Origin of the sequence: Kineococcus rhizosphaerae (genome assembly GCF_003002055.1) — a bacterium.
GTDB classification, from domain to species: Bacteria; Actinomycetota; Actinomycetes; order Actinomycetales; family Kineococcaceae; genus Kineococcus; species Kineococcus rhizosphaerae.
The window spans coordinates 232,743-250,481 of the sequence record NZ_PVZF01000003.1; the positions used below are offsets into that span (position 1 = coordinate 232,743).

Annotated in this window: 23 protein-coding genes; 9 read left to right on the forward strand and 14 right to left on the reverse strand. The window is 74.8% G+C overall.

The window, feature by feature from the left end; all coding sequences use genetic code 11:
- Nucleotides 1-17: 17 nt before the first annotated feature.
- From CLV37_RS08225 to CLV37_RS08260, 8 genes are all read right to left on the reverse strand, one after another.
- Entirely contained in the window at nucleotides 18-677 is a 660-nt protein-coding gene (locus CLV37_RS08225; RefSeq protein WP_106209029.1) for a TrmH family RNA methyltransferase, read from the reverse strand.
- A 12-nt stretch (nucleotides 678-689) separates the two neighbouring features.
- On the reverse strand, nucleotides 690-1,865 hold the full coding sequence (locus tag CLV37_RS08230) for an ABC transporter permease (protein ID WP_106209031.1): 1,176 nt from the start codon (nucleotides 1,863-1,865) through the stop codon (nucleotides 690-692).
- Nucleotides 1,862-2,752, reverse strand: coding sequence for an ABC transporter ATP-binding protein (locus CLV37_RS08235; protein ID WP_106209033.1), 891 nt, complete (start codon nucleotides 2,750-2,752; stop codon nucleotides 1,862-1,864). Before CLV37_RS08235 ends, CLV37_RS08230 begins: the two co-directional genes overlap by 4 nt.
- Before the next feature lie 63 nt (nucleotides 2,753-2,815).
- Entirely contained in the window at nucleotides 2,816-3,865 is a 1,050-nt protein-coding gene (locus CLV37_RS08240) for a sulfate/molybdate ABC transporter ATP-binding protein (protein ID WP_106209035.1), read from the reverse strand.
- Entirely contained in the window at nucleotides 3,865-4,644 is a 780-nt protein-coding gene (locus CLV37_RS08245; RefSeq protein WP_245885317.1) for an ABC transporter permease, read from the reverse strand. Before CLV37_RS08245 ends, CLV37_RS08240 begins: the two co-directional genes overlap by 1 nt.
- Before the next feature lie 17 nt (nucleotides 4,645-4,661).
- The gene (modA, locus tag CLV37_RS08250; RefSeq protein ID WP_106209040.1) at nucleotides 4,662-5,447 is read right to left on the reverse strand and encodes a molybdate ABC transporter substrate-binding protein; all 786 of its coding nucleotides are present in this window, start codon (nucleotides 5,445-5,447) and stop codon (nucleotides 4,662-4,664) included.
- Entirely contained in the window at nucleotides 5,444-5,854 is a 411-nt protein-coding gene (locus tag CLV37_RS08255; protein WP_106209042.1) for a TOBE domain-containing protein, read from the reverse strand. The genes modA and CLV37_RS08255 overlap by 4 nt, the downstream gene beginning before the upstream one ends.
- A gap of 56 nt (nucleotides 5,855-5,910) precedes the next feature.
- Nucleotides 5,911-6,306, reverse strand: coding sequence for an ankyrin repeat domain-containing protein (locus CLV37_RS08260; protein ID WP_106209044.1), 396 nt, complete (start codon nucleotides 6,304-6,306; stop codon nucleotides 5,911-5,913).
- A 151-nt stretch (nucleotides 6,307-6,457) separates the two neighbouring features.
- On the opposite strand from CLV37_RS08260, the gene CLV37_RS08265 reads away from it, so the two are divergent.
- The 6 genes from CLV37_RS08265 to CLV37_RS08290 all read left to right on the forward strand — a co-directional run bounded on the left by CLV37_RS08265 (nucleotide 6,458) and on the right by CLV37_RS08290 (nucleotide 10,948).
- Nucleotides 6,458-7,210: a sugar phosphate isomerase/epimerase family protein gene (locus tag CLV37_RS08265; protein WP_106209046.1), complete on the forward strand. Its 753-nt coding sequence runs from the start codon at nucleotides 6,458-6,460 to the stop codon at nucleotides 7,208-7,210.
- Complete coding sequence (locus tag CLV37_RS08270) at nucleotides 7,207-8,316, forward strand: Gfo/Idh/MocA family protein (protein ID WP_106209048.1); 1,110 nt, start codon at nucleotides 7,207-7,209, stop codon at nucleotides 8,314-8,316. The genes CLV37_RS08265 and CLV37_RS08270 overlap by 4 nt, the downstream gene beginning before the upstream one ends.
- 196 nt (nucleotides 8,317-8,512) lie before the next feature.
- Entirely contained in the window at nucleotides 8,513-9,232 is a 720-nt protein-coding gene (locus tag CLV37_RS08275; protein ID WP_106209050.1) for a DedA family protein, read from the forward strand.
- Nucleotides 9,233-9,256: 24 nt separating this feature from the next.
- A complete protein-coding gene (locus CLV37_RS08280; protein ID WP_106209052.1) occupies nucleotides 9,257-9,670 on the forward strand; it encodes an acyl-CoA thioesterase in 414 nt (137 codons plus the stop codon).
- A gap of 34 nt (nucleotides 9,671-9,704) precedes the next feature.
- The gene (locus CLV37_RS08285) at nucleotides 9,705-10,325 is read left to right on the forward strand and encodes a DedA family protein (RefSeq protein ID WP_211298487.1); all 621 of its coding nucleotides are present in this window, start codon (nucleotides 9,705-9,707) and stop codon (nucleotides 10,323-10,325) included.
- Nucleotides 10,322-10,948: a YigZ family protein gene (locus CLV37_RS08290; protein ID WP_106209432.1), complete on the forward strand. Its 627-nt coding sequence runs from the start codon at nucleotides 10,322-10,324 to the stop codon at nucleotides 10,946-10,948. Before CLV37_RS08285 ends, CLV37_RS08290 begins: the two co-directional genes overlap by 4 nt.
- Nucleotides 10,949-11,012: 64 nt before the next feature.
- Here the strand turns inward: CLV37_RS08290 and CLV37_RS08295 are convergent, their stop codons facing one another.
- From CLV37_RS08295 to pyrE, 3 genes are read right to left on the reverse strand one after another with little or no spacing between them, the layout of a single operon-like run.
- Complete coding sequence (locus CLV37_RS08295) at nucleotides 11,013-11,789, reverse strand: methyltransferase domain-containing protein (protein WP_211298488.1); 777 nt, start codon at nucleotides 11,787-11,789, stop codon at nucleotides 11,013-11,015.
- A gap of 38 nt (nucleotides 11,790-11,827) precedes the next feature.
- A complete protein-coding gene (locus CLV37_RS08300; RefSeq protein WP_106209056.1) occupies nucleotides 11,828-12,202 on the reverse strand; it encodes a hypothetical protein in 375 nt (124 codons plus the stop codon).
- Complete coding sequence (gene pyrE / locus CLV37_RS08305; RefSeq protein WP_106209058.1) at nucleotides 12,202-12,780, reverse strand: orotate phosphoribosyltransferase; 579 nt, start codon at nucleotides 12,778-12,780, stop codon at nucleotides 12,202-12,204. The genes CLV37_RS08300 and pyrE overlap by 1 nt, the downstream gene beginning before the upstream one ends.
- Before the next feature lie 83 nt (nucleotides 12,781-12,863).
- Between pyrE and CLV37_RS08310 the strand changes: the two genes are divergently transcribed.
- A complete protein-coding gene (locus CLV37_RS08310) occupies nucleotides 12,864-13,664 on the forward strand; it encodes an exodeoxyribonuclease III (protein ID WP_106209060.1) in 801 nt (266 codons plus the stop codon).
- Nucleotides 13,665-13,726: 62 nt separating this feature from the next.
- Complete coding sequence (locus tag CLV37_RS08315) at nucleotides 13,727-14,287, forward strand: hypothetical protein (RefSeq protein ID WP_146149336.1); 561 nt, start codon at nucleotides 13,727-13,729, stop codon at nucleotides 14,285-14,287.
- Nucleotides 14,288-14,423: 136 nt separating this feature from the next.
- On the opposite strand, the gene CLV37_RS08320 is transcribed toward CLV37_RS08315, so the two are convergent.
- Both CLV37_RS08320 and CLV37_RS08325 read right to left on the reverse strand, forming a co-directional pair.
- Nucleotides 14,424-15,023 (reverse strand): DUF1684 domain-containing protein, encoded by a 600-nt coding sequence (locus CLV37_RS08320; protein WP_106209064.1) that lies wholly within the window; start codon nucleotides 15,021-15,023, stop codon nucleotides 14,424-14,426.
- A gap of 88 nt (nucleotides 15,024-15,111) precedes the next feature.
- Nucleotides 15,112-15,543: a DUF2000 domain-containing protein gene (locus CLV37_RS08325; RefSeq protein ID WP_106209066.1), complete on the reverse strand. Its 432-nt coding sequence runs from the start codon at nucleotides 15,541-15,543 to the stop codon at nucleotides 15,112-15,114.
- A 49-nt stretch (nucleotides 15,544-15,592) separates the two neighbouring features.
- Here CLV37_RS08325 and CLV37_RS08330 point away from each other — a divergent pair, with 49 nt between their 5' ends.
- Complete coding sequence (locus tag CLV37_RS08330) at nucleotides 15,593-16,378, forward strand: helix-turn-helix transcriptional regulator (RefSeq protein WP_245885318.1); 786 nt, start codon at nucleotides 15,593-15,595, stop codon at nucleotides 16,376-16,378.
- A gap of 16 nt (nucleotides 16,379-16,394) precedes the next feature.
- On the opposite strand, the gene CLV37_RS08335 is transcribed toward CLV37_RS08330, so the two are convergent.
- Nucleotides 16,395-17,588, reverse strand: a complete 1,194-nt coding sequence (locus CLV37_RS08335; RefSeq protein ID WP_106209068.1) for a TolB family protein — start codon at nucleotides 17,586-17,588, stop codon at nucleotides 16,395-16,397.
- Nucleotides 17,589-17,739 lie beyond the last annotated feature (151 nt).

A 17,739-nucleotide genomic window follows, 5' to 3' on the forward strand; every position in this document is an offset into this window, starting at 1 on the left:
GCCCGTGACGGGGTGCCTCAGGCCGGCGGGACTCCCCCGGAGCCGTCCCCGGGCCGTTGCCCGAACACGTGCCGCCGCACCCACGCGTGCATCGCCACCGCGGCGGCGGCACCGACGTTGATGGACCGGGTCGAGCCGAACTGGGCGATGGCCAGGACGTCGACGCAGTGGCCGACGGCCTCGTCGGTCAGCCCCGGCCCCTCCTGCCCGAAGAGCAGCACGCACGCGCGCGGCAGGTCGTAGGTCTCCAGCGGCACCGACCCCTCGACGTTGTCGATGCCGACGATCGGCAGGCCCCGCCCGGCCGCCCAGGCCGCCAGTGCCGCCACGTCGGCGTGGTGGTGGGTGCTCAGGTACCGGTCGGTGACCATCGCCCCGCGCCGGTTCCACCGCTTGTGCCCCACGACGTGGGCCCCGGCGGCGTTCACGGCGTTCGCGGTCCGCACGACGGAGCCGATGTTCGCGTCGTGCTGCCAGTTCTCCACCGCCACGTGCAGCGGGTGCCGGCGGGTGTCGAGGTCGGCGACGATCGCCTCGTTCGACCAGTAGCGGTACGTGTCGACGACGTTGCGGCGGTCCCCCTCGCGCAGGAGCTCGGGGTCGTAGCGCGGGTCGTCGGGCCAGTCCCCGTCCCAGGGCCCGACGCCGACGACCCGCTGCTGCTCGACCTCACTCACGCCCCGATGGTCTCAGGCCGCCTTGCGCCACGCAGACTTCAGCCCGAGCGAGCGGCCGGTCTGCAGCAGGCTGTTCTCGTACAGCCTGCGGGCGACGCTCACGAACAGCACGGCCGTCAGGGCGATGATCCCGAGCGAGACCAGCGGTTCCCACAGCGCGACGTCGCCCTGGACGACCCGCTTCGGCATGGTCATGGGCGAGGTCAGCGGGACGTAGCTGAGGACGGTCTGCAGGGTCCCGGGGTCGTTGGTGAAGAACGTCGCGAAGAACGGCAGCATGACGAACATCTGCACGGGCGTCGCGGTGGACTGCAGGTCCTCCAGCCGGCTGGCCATCGCCCCGGCCGCCGCCCACAGGCACGACAGCATCGCGAACCCGAAGAGGAAGAACACCAGGAACCACACCGCCGCCGTCGGGATCCCCGGGATCGAGGACAGCAGGTCGGGCTGGGCGGCGGCCAGGGCCCCCACCCCGGCCCCGACGAGCAGCAGCACCTGGCCGAAGGCGAGGATCCCGTTGCCGAGGATCTTGCCGATGAGCAGCTGCCGCACGGGGACCGTCGTCACGAGGAGCTCGATGACGCGGGTCTGCTTCTCCTGCACGACGCTCTGCGCGATGGAGTACCCGAAGATGATGACGATCTGGAAGAAGATGATCGCGAACGCCAGGCCGAGCAGGTAGACGGTCAGCGGGTCGACGGCGTCGGGGGCCAGAAGCCGCGTCGCGGGCGGCGGCAGCGCCAGGACGCGCTCGACGTCGGCGCGGTCGACGCCGACGGCCTCGAACCCCAGGACGGTCTGGGCGTTGACGACCCGGTTCGTCAGGATCGAGGTGAGGGTGTCGCCCACGGTGCGGTCCCCGACGATCGAGGCGGCGCCGGAGTCCACGACGACGGCCGCGTCGACGTCCCCGGCCCGCACGGCGGCCTCGGCGGCGGCGACGTCGGCGGTGTCCTTCAGGTGGACGCGGTCGTCGCGGTCCTCGGAGGCCAGGGCGGTGGCGACCAGGGGCCGGGAGTCGGAGGTGACGGCGACGTCGTAGTCGTTGGTGCCGCCGGAGAACACCCCGGGCAGGACGGCTGCGGCCGCCACGATGAGGAAGAGGAACAGCGTCGAGAAGATGAAGCCCTTGTCGCGCAGGCGTTCGGTCATCTCACGCCGGGCGATGATCCACCACTGGCCCCTCACCGGGACACCTCCTGGAACAGTTCGGACAGCGTCGGCAGCAGCGGCGCGAAGGAGCGCACCGGCCCGCGGCGGACGGCTTCGGCGAGGATCTTCTGGTCGAGGTCGGCGTGCGTGTCGAGCAGTTCGAGGACGACGCCGTGCTCGCGGCGCTCGGCCAGGCGGACCCCGGCCACGTCGCGGACCCAGTCGAGGTCGGCGTCGGTGACGAGCTCGTAGCGCGACCCGCCGCGTTCGCGGCGCAGCTTCTCCGGTTCGCCGGCGGCCACGACGCGGCCGGCGTGCAGGATGACGAGGTCGTCGCACAGCCGGTCGACGAGGTCCAGCTGGTGGCTGGAGAACAGCACGCCGACGCCCGCGGCGGTCTTCTCGCGCAGCAGGTCCGCCATGGCGTCGACGGCGAGGGGGTCCAGGCCGGAGAACGGTTCGTCCAGGACCAGGAGCTCGGGGTCGTGGACGAGGGAAGCGGCGACCTGGACGCGCTGCTGGTTGCCCAGCGACAGGGACTCCAGCTTGTCGTTCGCGCGCTCGCCCAGCCCGAGGCGATCGAGCAGGTCCTGACCGCGCTTGGCGGCGACACCGCGGTCGACGCCGTGCAGGCGGGCGAGGAACACGAGCTGCTCGAGCAGCCGGCCCTTGGGGTACAGGCCGCGTTCCTCCGGCATGTACCCGAACCGGCGGCGCAGGGCCAGGTCGGGGACCTGCCCGCGGAACGTCACCGTCCCGGAGTCGGCGGCGAGGACGCCCAGGGCGATCCGCATCGTGGTGGTCTTCCCGGCACCGTTCGCGCCGACGAAGCCGACCATGCGTCCGTCGGGGACGCTGAGGCTGACGTCGTCGAGCGCGAGACGGTCCCCGAACCGGCGGGTGATGTTGTCGAGGACGAGCACGGCGCCGAACCTATGGGCCGGCTGGGAACGGTCGCGTCCCCCGATCGTCTACCGGCCCCTCGCTCAGACGGCGGGGTGGACCTGCACCGCGGTGGCCTTGACCGCCAGGTGCACGGGCCGGCCCGGGGCGAGGTCGAGCTCGGCGGCCGCGGCGGCCGTGAGGTCGGCCAGGACGTCGTGCGCCCCGAGCGCGGCGCGCAGCCGGACGACCTCCCCGCGCGGGGTGACGTCCACGACGGTCGCGGTCCACCGGTTCCGGGGGCTGCCACCCGGGTCGGTGGCGTGCACGGCGACGGCGCTCGGGCTGAACAGCGCGACGCCCCGCTCCCCCACGGGTCCGTGGACGAGACCGGCGACGACGGTCCCGTCGTCGGTGCGCAGTCCGTCGGCCGTGACGGTCCCGGGCAGCAGGACCAGACCGGCGAGCCGGGCCCCGAAGGCGCTGCGCGGCCGGGCGAGGACCTCCTGCACCGGGCCGCGCTCGACGACCCGGCCCGCGTCCACGACGAGCGCCCGGTCGGCGAGGGCGAGGGCGTCGAGGGGGTCGTGCGTGACGAGGACGGCCGAGCGGCCCGCGCCGCGCAGCACGCGCCGCAGGACCTGGCGGACCTCCGGGGCCGCGCTGACGTCGAGGGCGGCCAGCGGTTCGTCGAGCAGCAGCAACCGCGGTTCGGCGGCCAGGGCCCGCGCGATCGCGGCGCGCTGGGCCTGCCCGCCGGACAGTTCGTGCGGCCGGCGGTCCGCGAAACCGGCCAGGCCGACGTCGGTGAGGAGTTCGCGGGCCCGGGCGAGCGCGCGGGCGCGGGGCACCCCGCGGCTGCGGGGGCCGAAGGCGACGTTGGCCTCGACGTCCAGGTGCGGGAACAGCAGCGCCTGCTGCGCGAGCAGCCCGACCCCGCGCCGGTGCGGCGGCGTGGACGAGCGGTCGTCGACGAGGACCCGGCCGTCGAGCACGACCCGGCCGGCGGTGGGCCGCAGCAGCCCGGCGAGCAGCGCGAGCAACGTCGACTTCCCGGCGCCGTTGGGGCCGAGCACGGCCAGCACCTCCCCCGCGGGCACCTCGAAGCCCAGCGCCAGCCCTCGGGGGGCGAACTCGACGTCGACCTCGAGCATCAGAGGATCCCGCGCCGTCCGCGCACGGCCACGACCACGACGACCGCCACGACGACCAGGAGCAGCGACATCGCCGCCGCGGCGTCGGGGTCCACCTCGCGCTGCAGGTAGATCTCCAGCGGCAACGTGCGGGTGACGCCCTGCAGGCTCCCCGCGAACGTCAGGGTCGCCCCGAACTCCCCGAGGGCCCGCGCGAACGCGAGCACGGCGCCGGAGACGACGCCGGGCGCGACGAGCGGCAGCGTGATGCGGAACAGCACCCGCGCGGGACGGGCCCCCAGGGTCGCGGCGACGGACTCGTAGCGCCGTCCGGCCGTGCGCAGGGTCCCCTCCAGGCTCAGCACGAGGAACGGCAGCGACACGAACGTCTGGGCGACGACGACGGCGAGGGTCGTGAACGCCACCGTGACACCCAGACCGGACAGCGTCGGACCGAGCAACCCCCTGCGCCCCAGGGCGAACAGCAGCGCCAGGCCGCCGACGACGGGCGGCAGCACGAGCGGCAGCAGGACGATCGAGCGCAGCACCCGCAACCCCGGGAAGCTGCTGCGGGCCAGCACGAGGGCCATCGGGACGCCGAGCAGCAGGCACAGCGCGGTGCTGGCCGTGGCGGTCTTCAGGCTCAGGACGAGCGCGGCCCGTGCGGAGTCGGACGTGACGAGCGGGACGAAGTGCGCCCAGTCGACCCGGGAGACGACCCCCAGCAGGGGGACCACGAACAACGCCAGCCCCAGCGCCGCGGGGACGAACACCCAGCGCGGCAGTGCGCTCCCCTCCACCGCACCGCCGCGTCGGGTCACGTCGCCGGGGCGCCGAACCCGGCGTCCTCCAGGACCGACCGCCCCTGCGCGCCGGTCACGAAGGTGACGAACTCCGCGGCCAGGTCGGACTCACGAGTGCCCTTCAGCGCCGCGATCGGGTAGGTGTTCACGGCCTCGGAGCTCTCCGGGAACTCCACCCCGGTGACCTCCTCGCCCGCGCCCGCGACGTCGGTGACGTAGACGAGCCCGGCGTCGGCCTCCCCGGAGGTGACCTTGCCCAGGACGTCGGTGACCGAGGACTCCTCGCTGACGGGGGAGATCGTGACGCCGGTCTTCTGCTCCACGGTCCTCGTCGCGGCACCGCAGGGGACCTGCGCGGCGCACACGACGACCTTCACACCGGGTTTCGCGAGGTCGGCGAAACCCCTGATGCCGGCGGGGTTCCCCGCGGGGGTTGCGATCTCCAGGACGTTGGTGGCGAAGTCGACGGGCGCCCCGGAGGTCAAGTCGGTGACCTTCGCCATGTTCTTCTCGTCGGCCGAGGCGAAGACGTCCGCGGGGGCGCCCTCGGTGATCTGGGTGGCGAGGTCGGAGGAGCCGGCGAAGGAGAACGTCACGTGCACGCCGGGGTGGGCCTGCTCGAACTCGGTGCCGATCTCGGTGAAGGTCTTCGTGAGCGAGGCGGCGGCGAACACCGTCAGCGTCGTCGTGCTCCCCGCGGAGGCCGAGGACGTGGCCGGGGCGGCGGTGTCGGCCGACGACCCGCACGCGGTGAGCAGGGCGCCGGCGGCGACGAGGGCGAGCAGGGCGCGCGAGGTCACGAGAGGTGCCCCTCGGGGGTCTCGACGATCACCGTCGTCGCCTTGACGACGGCGGTGGCCCGGCTGCCGGGCTCGAGCCCGAGCTCCTCGGCGGCCTCCCGGCTCATGAGGGACACGACGCGGTGCGGACCGCACTGCATCTCGACCTGGGCCATGACGCCGTCGAGGACGACGCGGGTGACGAGCCCGGCGAAGCGGTTGCGGGCCGAGCGCGCCACCCCGGTGGTGTCGGTGGCGGCCGTGGTGGCGTGCTCGACGGCGAAGCGGGCGAGGTCGGCCCCGTCGACGACCGTGCGCCCGGCGCCGTCCTTGGCGCTGGGCAGGGCCCCGGCGTCGGTCCAGCGGCGGGCGGTGTCGTCGGAGACGCCGAGCAGGTCGGCGACGTCACGGAGGCGGTACGTCGGCACAAGCGGATCCTAGCCGCAGACGCGGCGTCACGTCTGCGGACGGGCCGCAGGTGCGGTCAGCGAGGCGTGGTGAGGAGTTCGGCCATCTCGGGCAGGTCGAAGACCTGCGCGACGGCGAGCCCGGACTGCCGCCCCAGGCCCGGGTCGGCGCCGGCGCCCAGCAGCGCCTCCACGACGTCGCGGGCCTGCCGGAACACCGCGGCACCCAGGGCCGTCTGCCCCTTGTCGTTGACGCGCGAGTGGTCGGCGCCGCGCTCGAGCAGGACGCGGACGGTCTCGGGGTGCACGTGGTAGGCGGCCAGGATCAGCAGGGTGTCCCCCACGGAGTTCGTGAGGTTCGCCGGGACACCGGCGTCGAGGCGCTCGGCCAGCGCGGCGCTCTCCCCGTCGCGGGCCAGGTCGAACGTCTCCTGCAGGAAGCGCAGCTCGTCCTCGGTCAGGGCCTCGGTCACCGCCGGATCGTATCCGCGCGCCCTGGGGGGCTGGTGTCGGGCCGACCGGGGGCCGTACGGTTGCTGAACCGGTTCGGTACACGATCGGACCCGGGACGAGGGCGTCCACGACGACGCCCGCCGACCGCCGAGAGGACGCGAAGCAGCGCTCATGACGACCCTGGACCCCTCGAAGATCTCCGTGCAGCTGTACACCGTGCGCGACGCGCTCGCCGCCGACCTGGACGGCACCCTGGCCCGGCTGGCGGGCATCGGCTTCCGCCAGGTCGAGCCGTTCGGCCTCGCCCAGCGGGCCGCCGAGCTCGCCCCGGTGCTGGCCCGGCACGGGCTGAGCGCATCCAGCGCGCACACGAGCGTCGTCGGCGCCGACCTGGACGCCGTCCTGGCCGCCGCGCGGCTCACCGGCACGACGCTCGTGGTCGACCCGCACGTCGACCGCGCCCGCTGGACGAGCACCGAGGACGTCGCCGGCGTCGCCGCCGAGCTCAACGCGGCCGCCGCGCGCGCCGCCGACGCCGGCGTGACGATCGGCTACCACAACCACGAGTTCGAGCTGGAGACGAGGATCGGGGGCCGCCCGGCCCTGGAGGTCCTCGCCGACCACCTCGACGACGCCGTGGCCCTCGAGGTCGACACCTACTGGGCCGTCGTCGGCGGTGTCGACGTCCCCGAGCTGCTGGGCCGCCTCGGCTCGCGCGTCAAGGCCGTCCACCTCAAGGACGGCGACGGCTCGCGCGACAACACCAAGCAGGTCGCCTTCGGCACCGGCGACGTGGACGTCACCTCGATCCTGGCCGCCTCCGCCGGCGTCGACCTGGGCGTCGTCGAGCTCGACGACACCACGGGCGACATGTGGGCGGCCGTCGAGGACAGCTACGCCAACCTCGTGAAGGCCCTGTCGTGACCGGGCGCTCGGGGCCCGTCGGCATCGGCATCGTCGGCGCCGGCGTCATCAGCGGCACCTACCTGGAGAACCTGACGTCGTTCCCGGACGTGCGGGTCCACGCCGTCGGCGACCTGTTCCCCGAGGCCGCCGCGGCGCGCGCGCAGGAGCACGGCGTCCCGGTCCACGGCGGGATCGACGCCGTCCTGGGCCACGAGGACGTCGAGATCGTCATCAACCTGACGATCCCGGCCGCGCACGTCGAGGTCTCGCTCGCCGCGATCTCGGCGGGCAAGCACGTCTGGTCCGAGAAGCCCGTCGCCCTCGACCGCGAAGGGGGCCGGCAGCTGCTGGGTGCCGCCGACGCCGCGGGCGTCCGGCTGGGCTGCGCACCGGACACCTTCCTCGGCACCGGTCTGCAGACGGCCCTGAAGGCGCTGCGGCGCGGCGACATCGGTGAGCCGCTGACCGCGCTGACCCTCATGCAGTCCCCCGGCCCGGAGTCCTGGCACCCCAACCCCGCGTTCCTGTTCCAGACCGGCGCCGGTCCGCTGTTCGACATCGGCCCCTACTACCTGACGACGCTCGTGCAGGCGTTCGGGCCGGTCTCGTCCGTGGCGGCGATCGCCTCGAAGTCCAGGGAGCAGCGCACCATCGGCTCCGGGCCCCGGGCCGGGGAGGTGTTCGACGTCACCGTCCCCACGCACGTCAGCGCCCTGGCCCGGTTCGCGGGCGGTCAGAGCTCCCAGAGCACCTTCAGCTTCGACTCCCCGCTGCCGCGGCACGGCTTCGTCGAGATCACCGGGACGGAGGCGACCCTGGCGCTGCCGGACCCCAACGACTTCGACGGCGACCTGTCGATCCGCCGCCGCGGGTCCGAGGACTGGGAGCTGCTGGCCTCGACCAAGGCCCTGTCGACCCGCGGGACGGGGGTCCTGGAGATGGCCCGCGCCCTGCGCGCCGGCCGCCCGCACCGCGTGCAGGGGGCGCTGGCCCACCACGTCGTCGACGTCATGACGTCCATCGCCGAGTCCGCGGAGAGCGAGGCGTTCGTGCCCGTCACGAGCACCGTCGAGGCGGCCGAGCTGCTGCCGGACGACTGGGACCCGACGGCGCGCACCGTCTGAGCCCGGCCCGCGCCCGGATCGTCGGCCCCCGCTGCCGTTCACCGGCAGCGGGGGCAACGACCACCCGGCCTGCTCGGTTCCGCACCTGCGCCCGAGGTCCGCCGAGCGGCTGATCCCGGCCCGGACGGGTCATCCTCTGGGCTGATCTCCAGCCGCCCTCGTCCTCGGGCGCCGGATCGGGACTTACCCTGTCCACGTGTCCTTCCTCGCCGAGTTCTCGGCCGCGCTGACGTCCTCCGCACCGTCCGCCGTCCCCGCGCTCCTGCCGGACTGGGCCAGCCCCGAGACCTTCCTCGACAGCCTCGGCGCCGCCGCGCTGTGGGTCTCGATCGCGATCGTGTTCGTCGAGTGCGGGCTGTTCATGTTCTTCCTGCCCGGCGACTCCCTGCTGTTCACCGTGGGCCTGTTCACCCACTCCGGCATCCTCAAGGACCCGCTGTGGGTGTCGTGCCTGCTGCTGTCGGTCGCGGCGTTCCTGGGCAACGCGGCCGGCTACGAGATCGGCCGCAAGGCGGGGCCGGCCCTGTTCGACCGCCCCAACTCCAAGATCCTCACGCCCAAGCGCATCAAGCAGACCCGCGAGTTCTTCGAGAAGTACGGTGCCCGCGCCATCATCCTGGCCCGCTTCGTGCCCGTCGTGCGCACCTTCATCACCCTCGCCGCGGGCGCGGGCGCGATGCCGCGCCGCGTCTTCCTGACCTTCTCGGCGATCGGGGCGGTGGCCTGGGCCAGCGGCATCACCCTCCTCGGGTACGCCCTGGGCAGCGTCTCGCTCATCCGCGACAACCTCGAGCTCGGGCTGCTGCTGCTGGTCGTCCTGTCCCTCATCCCGGTGGGCATCGAGTACCTGCGCGGCCGGGCCAAGGAGCGCAAGCAGGCCGCGGTCGAGCCCCAGACCCCCGAGCGCCAGCACTGACCAGCCCCCGGGCAGGATGACCCGGTGGCCCGTACGCGTCTGCTCCTGTCCCTGCGCTGGGGCGACATGGACGCCTACCGCCACGTGAACAACGTCGAGCTCCTGCGGCTGCTCGAGGAGGCCCGCGTCCGGGCCTTCGGCATCGCCGCCCCCGACGGCTCGGCGCCCATGCTCGCCACGGGCATGGTCGTGGCCAAGCACACCGTCGAGTACCTGCGGCCCCTGGACTACCGGCTCGCCCCGATCGCGGTCGACCTGTGGGTCGGGCGGGTCGGCGGGGCCAGCTTCGAGGTCGACTACGAGGTCGTCGAACCCGACGAGGCCTCGGCCGTGTACGTGAAGGCCTCCACGGTCTGCGTGGCCTACGACTTCGACGCCGCCCGCCCGCGGCGCCTCGGCGAGGACGAGCGGGCCCGGCTGGCGGGCCTGGCGGGCTGAGGGTCGCCTTCCCCGCTTCTGGGATGATCGGGACGTGTCCGACTGGCTGGCCCACCTCGCCGACCCCCAGCTCGAGGACCTCGGCGCGCTCGGGCTGTACGCCCTCGTCTTCGGGATCGTCTTCGCCGAGACGGGCACCCTCGTCGGCTTCTGGCTTCCCGGCAGCAGCGTCCTGTTCACCGCGGGCCTGCTGGCCGGCCGGGACTCCTCGACGCTGTCGCTGCCGGTCCTCGTCGTCGGGGTGACGCTCGCGGCCGTCCTGGGCGACACCGTCGGGTACTGGTCCGGGCGCCGCCTGGGCCGGCCGTGGCTGCAGCGGCGCGCCGGGCGGGCCGCCGCCCACCTGCCCAAGGCCGAGGCATTCTACCTCAAGTACGGCTGGTTCGCGGTCGTGGCGTGCCGGTTCATCCCGTGGCTGCGCGCCTTCACGCCGATCATCGCGGGGACGGCCGCGATGCCGTACGCGAAGTTCTTCTCCGCCAACGTCGTCGGCGCACTGTGCTGGGGCGCGCTGCTCGTGCTCGCCGGCTACGCGGCCGACTCCCTGCCCTGGGTCCGCACCGTCGCCTACTCGATCGCCGGGGTCGCGATCCTCGCTTCGATCGTCGTCCCGATCGTGTCGTGGGTCCGCCGGCGGCGGTCCGCGCGCGCGTGAGGGAGCCGCTGCCCGTCCCGGCCCGCGGGGTGCGGACCGAGCTCGTCGTGGAACGGTCCCGGTTCCTCACGACCCTCGAACCCGTGTCCGGCGCGGGGGACGTGGACGCCGTCGTGGCCCGCGTCCGCGAGGAGTTCGGCGACGCCCGCCACCACTGCACCGCGTCGGTGCTCGGCGAGGACGGCGGGCAGCAGCGGTCCGGCGACGACGGCGAACCCGCCGGGACGGCCGGCGCGCCCATGCTCGCGGCGCTGAACGGGGCCGGGGTGACGGGCGTTGTGACGGTGGTGACGCGGTACTTCGGCGGAGTGCTGCTCGGGACCGGTGGGCTCGTGCGCGCCTACGGCGGCTCGGTGAGCGCGGCCCTGGCCGAGGCCGGCGTCGTGCGGCGCCGGTGGGTGGACCTCCTGGCCGTCCGCGCACCCCTCGCCGACGGTGGACGGGTCGAGGCGGCGCTGCGGCGCACCCGCGCCGTGGAGGACGTGCAGTGGGCCGCCGACGGCTGGCGGGCCGTCGTCGCCGCCCCCGTGGACGGTCGGGACGCGCTGGCGGCCGAGCTGGCCGCCGCAGGTCTGCCCGCCACCCTGGAACCCCTCGGCCGCGCCGTCCGCCCCTCCCCGTGATCAAGGACTCCCCCACCGCGATCAAGGAACTGGACGTCCTTGATCGCGGCGGGGGAGTCCTTGATCACGGAGGGAGGTGGGCGACCGTGAGGCGGACGGCGACGGTGACGTCGACCGCCTCGGGGACCGCGTCGAGCCGTTCGCGCAGCGCCGCCTCGTCGGTGTGGAAGGCGCTGGGGCCCATGAGCACCAGCGCCCGCAGGTCGGGGCGGGTGAACGTCCGGGTGAACCGCAGCTCGTCCTCGGCGGCGATGGCGAACGCAGCGAGGTCGGCGTGCAGCCGCTCGGCCTTGCCCTCCTCGACGCCGACCATCCCCAGCGGCCCGCGGACCTCCTCGAGGTGCTCGGGCAGGGGCGTGACCACGACCCACGAGCCGCCGGGGCGCAGGACCCGCGCGACCTCCGCGGCGCCCCGCGGGGCGAAGACCGTCGTCACGAGGTCCGCCGAGGCGTCTGCGAACGGCAGCCCGCGCCACACGTCACCGCCGACGGCCGCGACCCGCGGGTGGGCGCGGGCGGCCCGCTTCAGCGCCGGGGTCGACGGTTCGAGGACGACCCCGCGACCGCCCGTGCGCTCCACGACGGCCGCCAGGTAGTACCCCGTCCCGCCCCCGACGTCGACGACGAGCCCGGGCACGGCCCGGTCCGCGAGCGCCGCGGCGACGGGCGCGTAGTGGCCGGCGCCGAGGAACTGATCGCGGGCGGCGACCATGCCGGGGGTGTCGCCGGTGGCCCGGCTGCCGACGGCGAGGTTGACGTAGCCCTGGCGGGCGAGGTCGAAGCGGTGCCCGGCGGCGCACCCGAGCGTGCGGTCGGCCAGGTCCAGGCCCTGCGCGCACACGGGGCAGCGCAGCGCGGGCAGGACCTCGGCGAGGGCGGTCAGTTCTCCGCCGCGGCGCCGAGGGGGTGCAGGCCGGAGACGGCGCCGACCCAGGAGGCGGGGACGGCGTGCAGCTTGGCGTCGTAGGCGCGCACGGCCGCGGCGTGGAACGCGACGTCCCCGGCGAGGCGGTGCTCGGCGTCGGCGAGGGCCTTGACGGTCTGCGGGTCGGGTTCGACGTCGGAGGCCTGCTGGGAGGAGACGTGCGCGGCGAGGTCCGCGAGGCGGCTGCGGCGCTGGTCGGCCAGGGCCCCGGCCTCGACGGCGAGGTCGCGCATGCGCACGAGGGCGGCGCGGGTGGAGACGGCGTACAGCGCGACGACGAGCACGAGCAGGACGACGACGATCAGGACGACGGTCCCGGCGGCGCCCATCAGGCGAGCCCGATGTCGGCGAGGCCGAAGGCGTAGCGGTAGGGGACGCCCTGGGCCTCGACCTTCTCCTTGGCGCCGGTGTCGCGGTCGACGATGACGGCGACGCCGACGACCTCGGCGCCGGCGGCCCGCAGGGCCTCCACGGCGGTCAGGACGGAGCCGCCGGTGGTGGAGGTGTCCTCGACGGCCAGGACCTTGCGGCCGGCGACGTCGGGGCCCTCGATGCGCCGCTGCAGGCCGTGGGTCTTCTCGGCCTTGCGGACGACGAACGCGTCGAGCGCCCGGCCGCCGTGGTCCTGCGCCCAGCCGCGGGCGTTGGCGGCGTGGACCATGGCGAGGGCGACGGGGTCGGCGCCCATGGTCAGGCCGCCGACGGCCTCGAAGTCCCAGTCGGCGACGAGGTCGAGCAGCACCGGGCCCACGAGCGCGGACGCCTCGCCGTCGAGGCTGATGCGGCGCAGGTCGACGTAGTAGTCGGCCTCCTTGCCGCTGGACAGCGTCACCGTGCCGCGCACGACGGCCTTGGTGGACACGAGGTCGGCGAGGCGTTCTCGATCTGGGTTCGCGGCAGGGCTCACGGGTGCCGATCCTAGGTGCTGCCGGGCCACGTCCCCGGCACGGTCCCGGGCACGCGGGTGGGTGCGCGGGTAACGTCCGGCGCGTGCGCCTCGCGACCTGGAACGTGAACTCCGTCCGTGCCCGCCTCGACCGCGTCCTGGCGTGGCTCGAGCGCAGCGACGTCGACGTCCTGGCGGTGCAGGAGACCAAGTGCAAGGACGAGCAGTTCCCGGAGCAGGCGTTCCGGGACGCCGGCTACGAGGTCGCCCACCACGGGCTGTCGCAGTGGAACGGCGTCGCGCTGCTGTCCCGGGTGGGGCTGGAGGACGTCAGCACGAGCTTCTCCCCCGACGTCCCGCACTTCGGCGACCCCGCCGTGGCCGAGGCGCGGGCGATCGGGGCGACGTGCGGCGGGGTGCGGGTGTGGAGCCTGTACGTGCCCAACGGCCGGGGGCTGGACGACCCGCACTACCCGTACAAGCTGCAGTGGCTGGAACAGCTGCGCGCGGCCGGCGCGGGCTGGCTCGCCGAGGACCCGGGCGCGCAGGTCGCGCTGGTGGGCGACTTCAACGTCGCCCCGCAGGACGAGGACGTGTGGGACGTGGACTTCTTCGCGGGCAAGACGCACGTCTCCGAGCCGGAGCGGGCCGCCTTCCAGGCGCTGGTCGACGCGGGCTTCGCCGACACCGTCCGCCCGTACGCGCCGGGGCCGGGGACGTACACGTACTGGGACTACACGCAGCTGCGCTTCGCGAAGCGGCAGGGCATGCGGATCGACTTCGTCCTGGGTTCCCCCGCGCTGCAGGCCCGGGTCACGGGCGCGACGATCGACCGCGAGGAGCGCAAGGGCAAGGGCGCCTCCGACCACGCCCCGGTGGTCGTGGAGCTTGCGCCGAACGCGTGAACCCTGCCCGTTCGGCCCCGGAGGGGGAGACGGGGGCGCTGGGTCTCACTAGATTCCGAACGGTGCGAGCACCTGTGAGCTGCGACGACCTCGAGCAGGTCGAACTGAGCGCGGCCAACGACGCCCGGGGCCAACGGGCCGTCGCGGACCTCCTGCACTCCTGGGCCCGCCGGGCGGTCCCGGGGGACTCGGTCTCGCGGGGGCGGTTGTTCGTGGCGGCCAGTGAGCACGCCGCGTTCGCCGGGGACGCGCGGCGGGCGCTGCGACTGGCGCGGGAGGCCCTGGCGACCGGTGACCACGTCGCGCCCGACACGCGGTGCTACGTGGTGTCGGCGCTGCTGGTGTGCGGTCACCTGCGCGAGGCGGTGGCGCTGGCCGACGAGGTCCTCGACGACCCGGGCGCCGACGTCGACGTGTACCTGCAGCTGGGCGAGGAGTTCTCCTGGCACCGGCAGCCGGAGGAGGCGTCGCGGATCTACACCCAGGGGATGTTCCGCTGCGCGGGCGACGAGGAGGCGACCGAGCTGCTGCTGGGCGCGTGGCGCCGTGGGCGCACCCCCCGCACGATCGACCTGCGCGACCGCGTCCCCGTGCTGCCTTCCCCCGCCGCCCCCCGCGACTGACCCGCCCCTCCCCCTTCCCGCGCATCGCACACGTCGGACCCCCGTGGGCGCCGCTTTCCCGCGCATCGCACACGAAGAGCCCTCCCGGACCGCTCCGGGAGGGCTCTTCGTGTGCGATGCGCGGGAAGAGGAGGGGTCAGGCGTCCCAGGCCCAGGAACCCGCGAGCTCGCCGACGGTGACGGGCACGTCGACGACGTTGCCGGGCGGCGGCAGCGGGCAGGCCCACGCGGGGTCGTACGCGCAGCTGGGCGGGTAGGCGAAGTTCAGGTCCACGACCAGGCCGTCGGCGGTGCTGCCGAGGTCGGCGCCCTTGACGGTGTCCAGGACGTAGCGCCCGCCGCCGTAGCCCGGGCCGGGGTCCTTCAGCGGCACGAACAGACCGCCGCCGTACTGGTCGAGCCACCACGCGTCGAGCGTCCCGAGGCCCGGCAGGGCGAGGGTCCCGACGCGTTCGAAGGTGACGGTCCCGTCGGTGCCCGTGACGGCCTCGCGCCGCAGGGGGTCGGCGGGCTGCACCGGGACGACGAAGCGCAGCGCGGGGTCGTAGGTGGCGACGGGCAGGCCGCGGAAGGTCGCGCGGTCGGCCGGCAGCAGCGGGCTCGCGGGGTGGGTGGCGAACAGCTCGTCGCGCCCGGCGGTCCACAGGGCGTGCCCGTCGGCGGGCTCGGACGCGCGGACGGCGGCGTACAGCGCGCCGACGCGGCGGCGCCAGTCCAGGACGTCGAGGCGGTCCATCAGCGGACCCGGGCGGGGGTGCGGTCGATCACGCGGCCCAGTCGAGCACGGGGGGCGCCGGGGCGCGCGACGACCCCCCGCCGCGGTCTCAGGGGTGGGCGTGGGCCCCCTTGACGACCTTGTCCACCGCGTTCTTCGGCCCGTGCACGGCCAGTCCGACGACGTCGAGGTCCTGCGCGCCGACGGCGGCCACCGCGGCCCGGTTGGCGGCGTCGTGCCCGGTGGCGAACATCTCGGCCGTGAACAGGGCCGTCGACAGCTTCCGCCCGAGGGCCTTCTCGCGCGCCGAGCGCAACGTCGCCGCGTCCGCCTCGAAGACCATGACGGGCTGGCCGAGCAGCGCGAGGTAGGCGTTCGCATCGGCGTCGGCATAGGGCTCGCCCACCAGCTCGGGGTGGGCCGCGCTGATCCCGCTGGCCAGGAACGCCGTGACGTTCAGGCGCTGCCAGGCGGGCAGGTCGTCGCGGACCAGGACGGCGATCTTGGTGTCGAACCGGGCGGTCGGGGGTGCGTCGCTCACGCGGTCAGACTCCTGCGCCCGGCACCGTCGCGTCTTGTACGTTCCTGACGTGGCGGACTCCACGGGCGACTCGGTGCGCAGCTGGCGACCCGGACTGGCCGGGGTCGCCGAGGTGCTGCACGCCCGCTTCGTCGAGCACGCCTACCCCCTGCACACCCACGACACGTGGACGCTGCTTCTGGTGGAGGACGGCGCGGTGCACTACGACCTCGACCGCCGCGGGCACGACACCTCGACGCTGGTCACGCTGCTGCCCCCGCACGTCCCCCACGACGGCCGCGCCGCGACGACGACGGGGTTCCGCAAGAAGGTCCTCTACCTCGAGGAGGACGCGCTGCCGGCGGGGTTCGCCGGACGCGCCGTCGACGACCCGGAACTGCCCGACCCGCGGTTCGCCACCGCCGTCCGAGCCCTGCACGCCCGGCTCGGCGGCCATCCCGAGCCCCTGGACGTCGAGTCCCGGGCCGCGGTCCTGCTCGACGCCCTCGGCGGGCACCTCGCGCGCACCCGGGTGCGTCCCGTGCGCGACGTCCCCCTGGCCCGGCGGCTGCGCGCCCTGCTCGACGGGCACGTCGTCGAGGGGGTGTCCCTCGCCGACGCCGCCACCGCGCTCGGGGTGTCCGGCGCGCACCTGGTGCGGACCTTCACGCGCGAGGTCGGGATGCCGCCGCACGCCTACCTCACCGGTCGCCGGGTGGACCTGGCCCGGCGCCTGCTGCTGAGCGGGCACCGCCCCGCCGAGGCCGCCGTCCTCGCCGGGTTCCACGACCAGCCGCACCTGAACCGGCACTTCCGGCGCGTCCTGGGCACGACCCCGGGCCGGTTCACGGCCTGAGGGTCGTCGCCCGGGGTCAGCGCCGGTCGCGGGTACCGCGCACGAGCGTCGGGGGGTCCGGGAACGTCGGGCGGAACGCCAGGCCCGCCGTCGCGAAACCCGCCGAGTCGCTGAGCCGGCGCGGCGTCCCGCCGGCGGTGGGGAAGGTCCAGACGGCCGGGTCCGCCGAGCCGACGTCGCTGCCGGGGGTGTCCGGGACGAAGTTCGCGCCCGCCACGGCGACGGTCGAACCGTCCGGGCTCCACGCGAGCTGGTCGACCTGCAGGTCGACGGCCCCGAGGTCGCGCAGCAGGTTCCCCTCGAGGTCGAGGACCGCGACGTGCGGGTCCTGCACGGGGCGGAAGTACGTGTGGGGGTCGGGGACGACGGCGGTGCGGACCACGGCGACGGTGTCCCCGGACGGGGAGACCGACGGCAGCCGCTCGGAGAACCCGGGCGTCTGGACCCGGCGGGCCGACGCGGTCGCGACGTCGACCCGGACGAGGTCGTCGCCGAACTCGTCGGAGGTCGCGGCGAGCACGGTCCGGCCGTCCCCGCTGAACGTCGGCGACTGCAGGCTGCGCGCCCCCGTGACGGCGCGGGTGGTCCCCGTGGCGACGTCGGTGAGGTTCAGGTGCGGCCAGCTGCTCGACCCGCACGGGTCCCCGTCGCTGGAGGCCCACACGAGGTCCGCGCCGTCCCGGGAGAACTGCAGGGCCCAGGTGTTCACGGGGGTGTCGGTGAGGCGGCGGGTGCGTCCCGCGGGGCTGACGAGCGTGATGTCGGCGGCGGGGACGGGCGGGTGGCCGGCGCAGTCGACGAGGTCGCGCACGTCGGAGCGGGCGACGGCGAACCCCCCGTCCGGGGCCGCCGCGACGTCGGCCAGGCTGGACCCGGCGAGCAGGGTCCGCCGGTCGGTCCCGTCCGGCCGGGCCGAGTACAGGGTCGTCTCCGTGTCCGCGACCGGGCCCGTGGGCTCCTCGAACCCGATCCAGGCCAGGCGGGAACCGTCGGCGGACCAGGCGAGGTCGGCGATCCCGCCCGGGGCGACGGTGCGGGGTTCCGCCGTGGCGGTGTCTGCGGTGTCCAGGACGAGCAGGCGCTGGCGGACGTCGGCACCGACCCAGCCCGTGAAGGCGAGTTCCTGACCGGTGCTGCGGGCGGTCGCCGGCAGGGGCGTCAGGACGAGGGCGGCGGCGAGGACGACGGCGGTGCTCCAGCGTCTGCGCACGGGAACCACTGTGGCACGCACCGGCCGGTCGTGCCGGGGTTCGGCGGGGGCGGCTCAGCCCCGCGCCCTCCGCCGCCCAGGGGTTCGGGTCGTGGACGCATCGCGCCGAACCTTTTGGCGCGATGCGTCCACGACCCGGATCCCCGGGCGG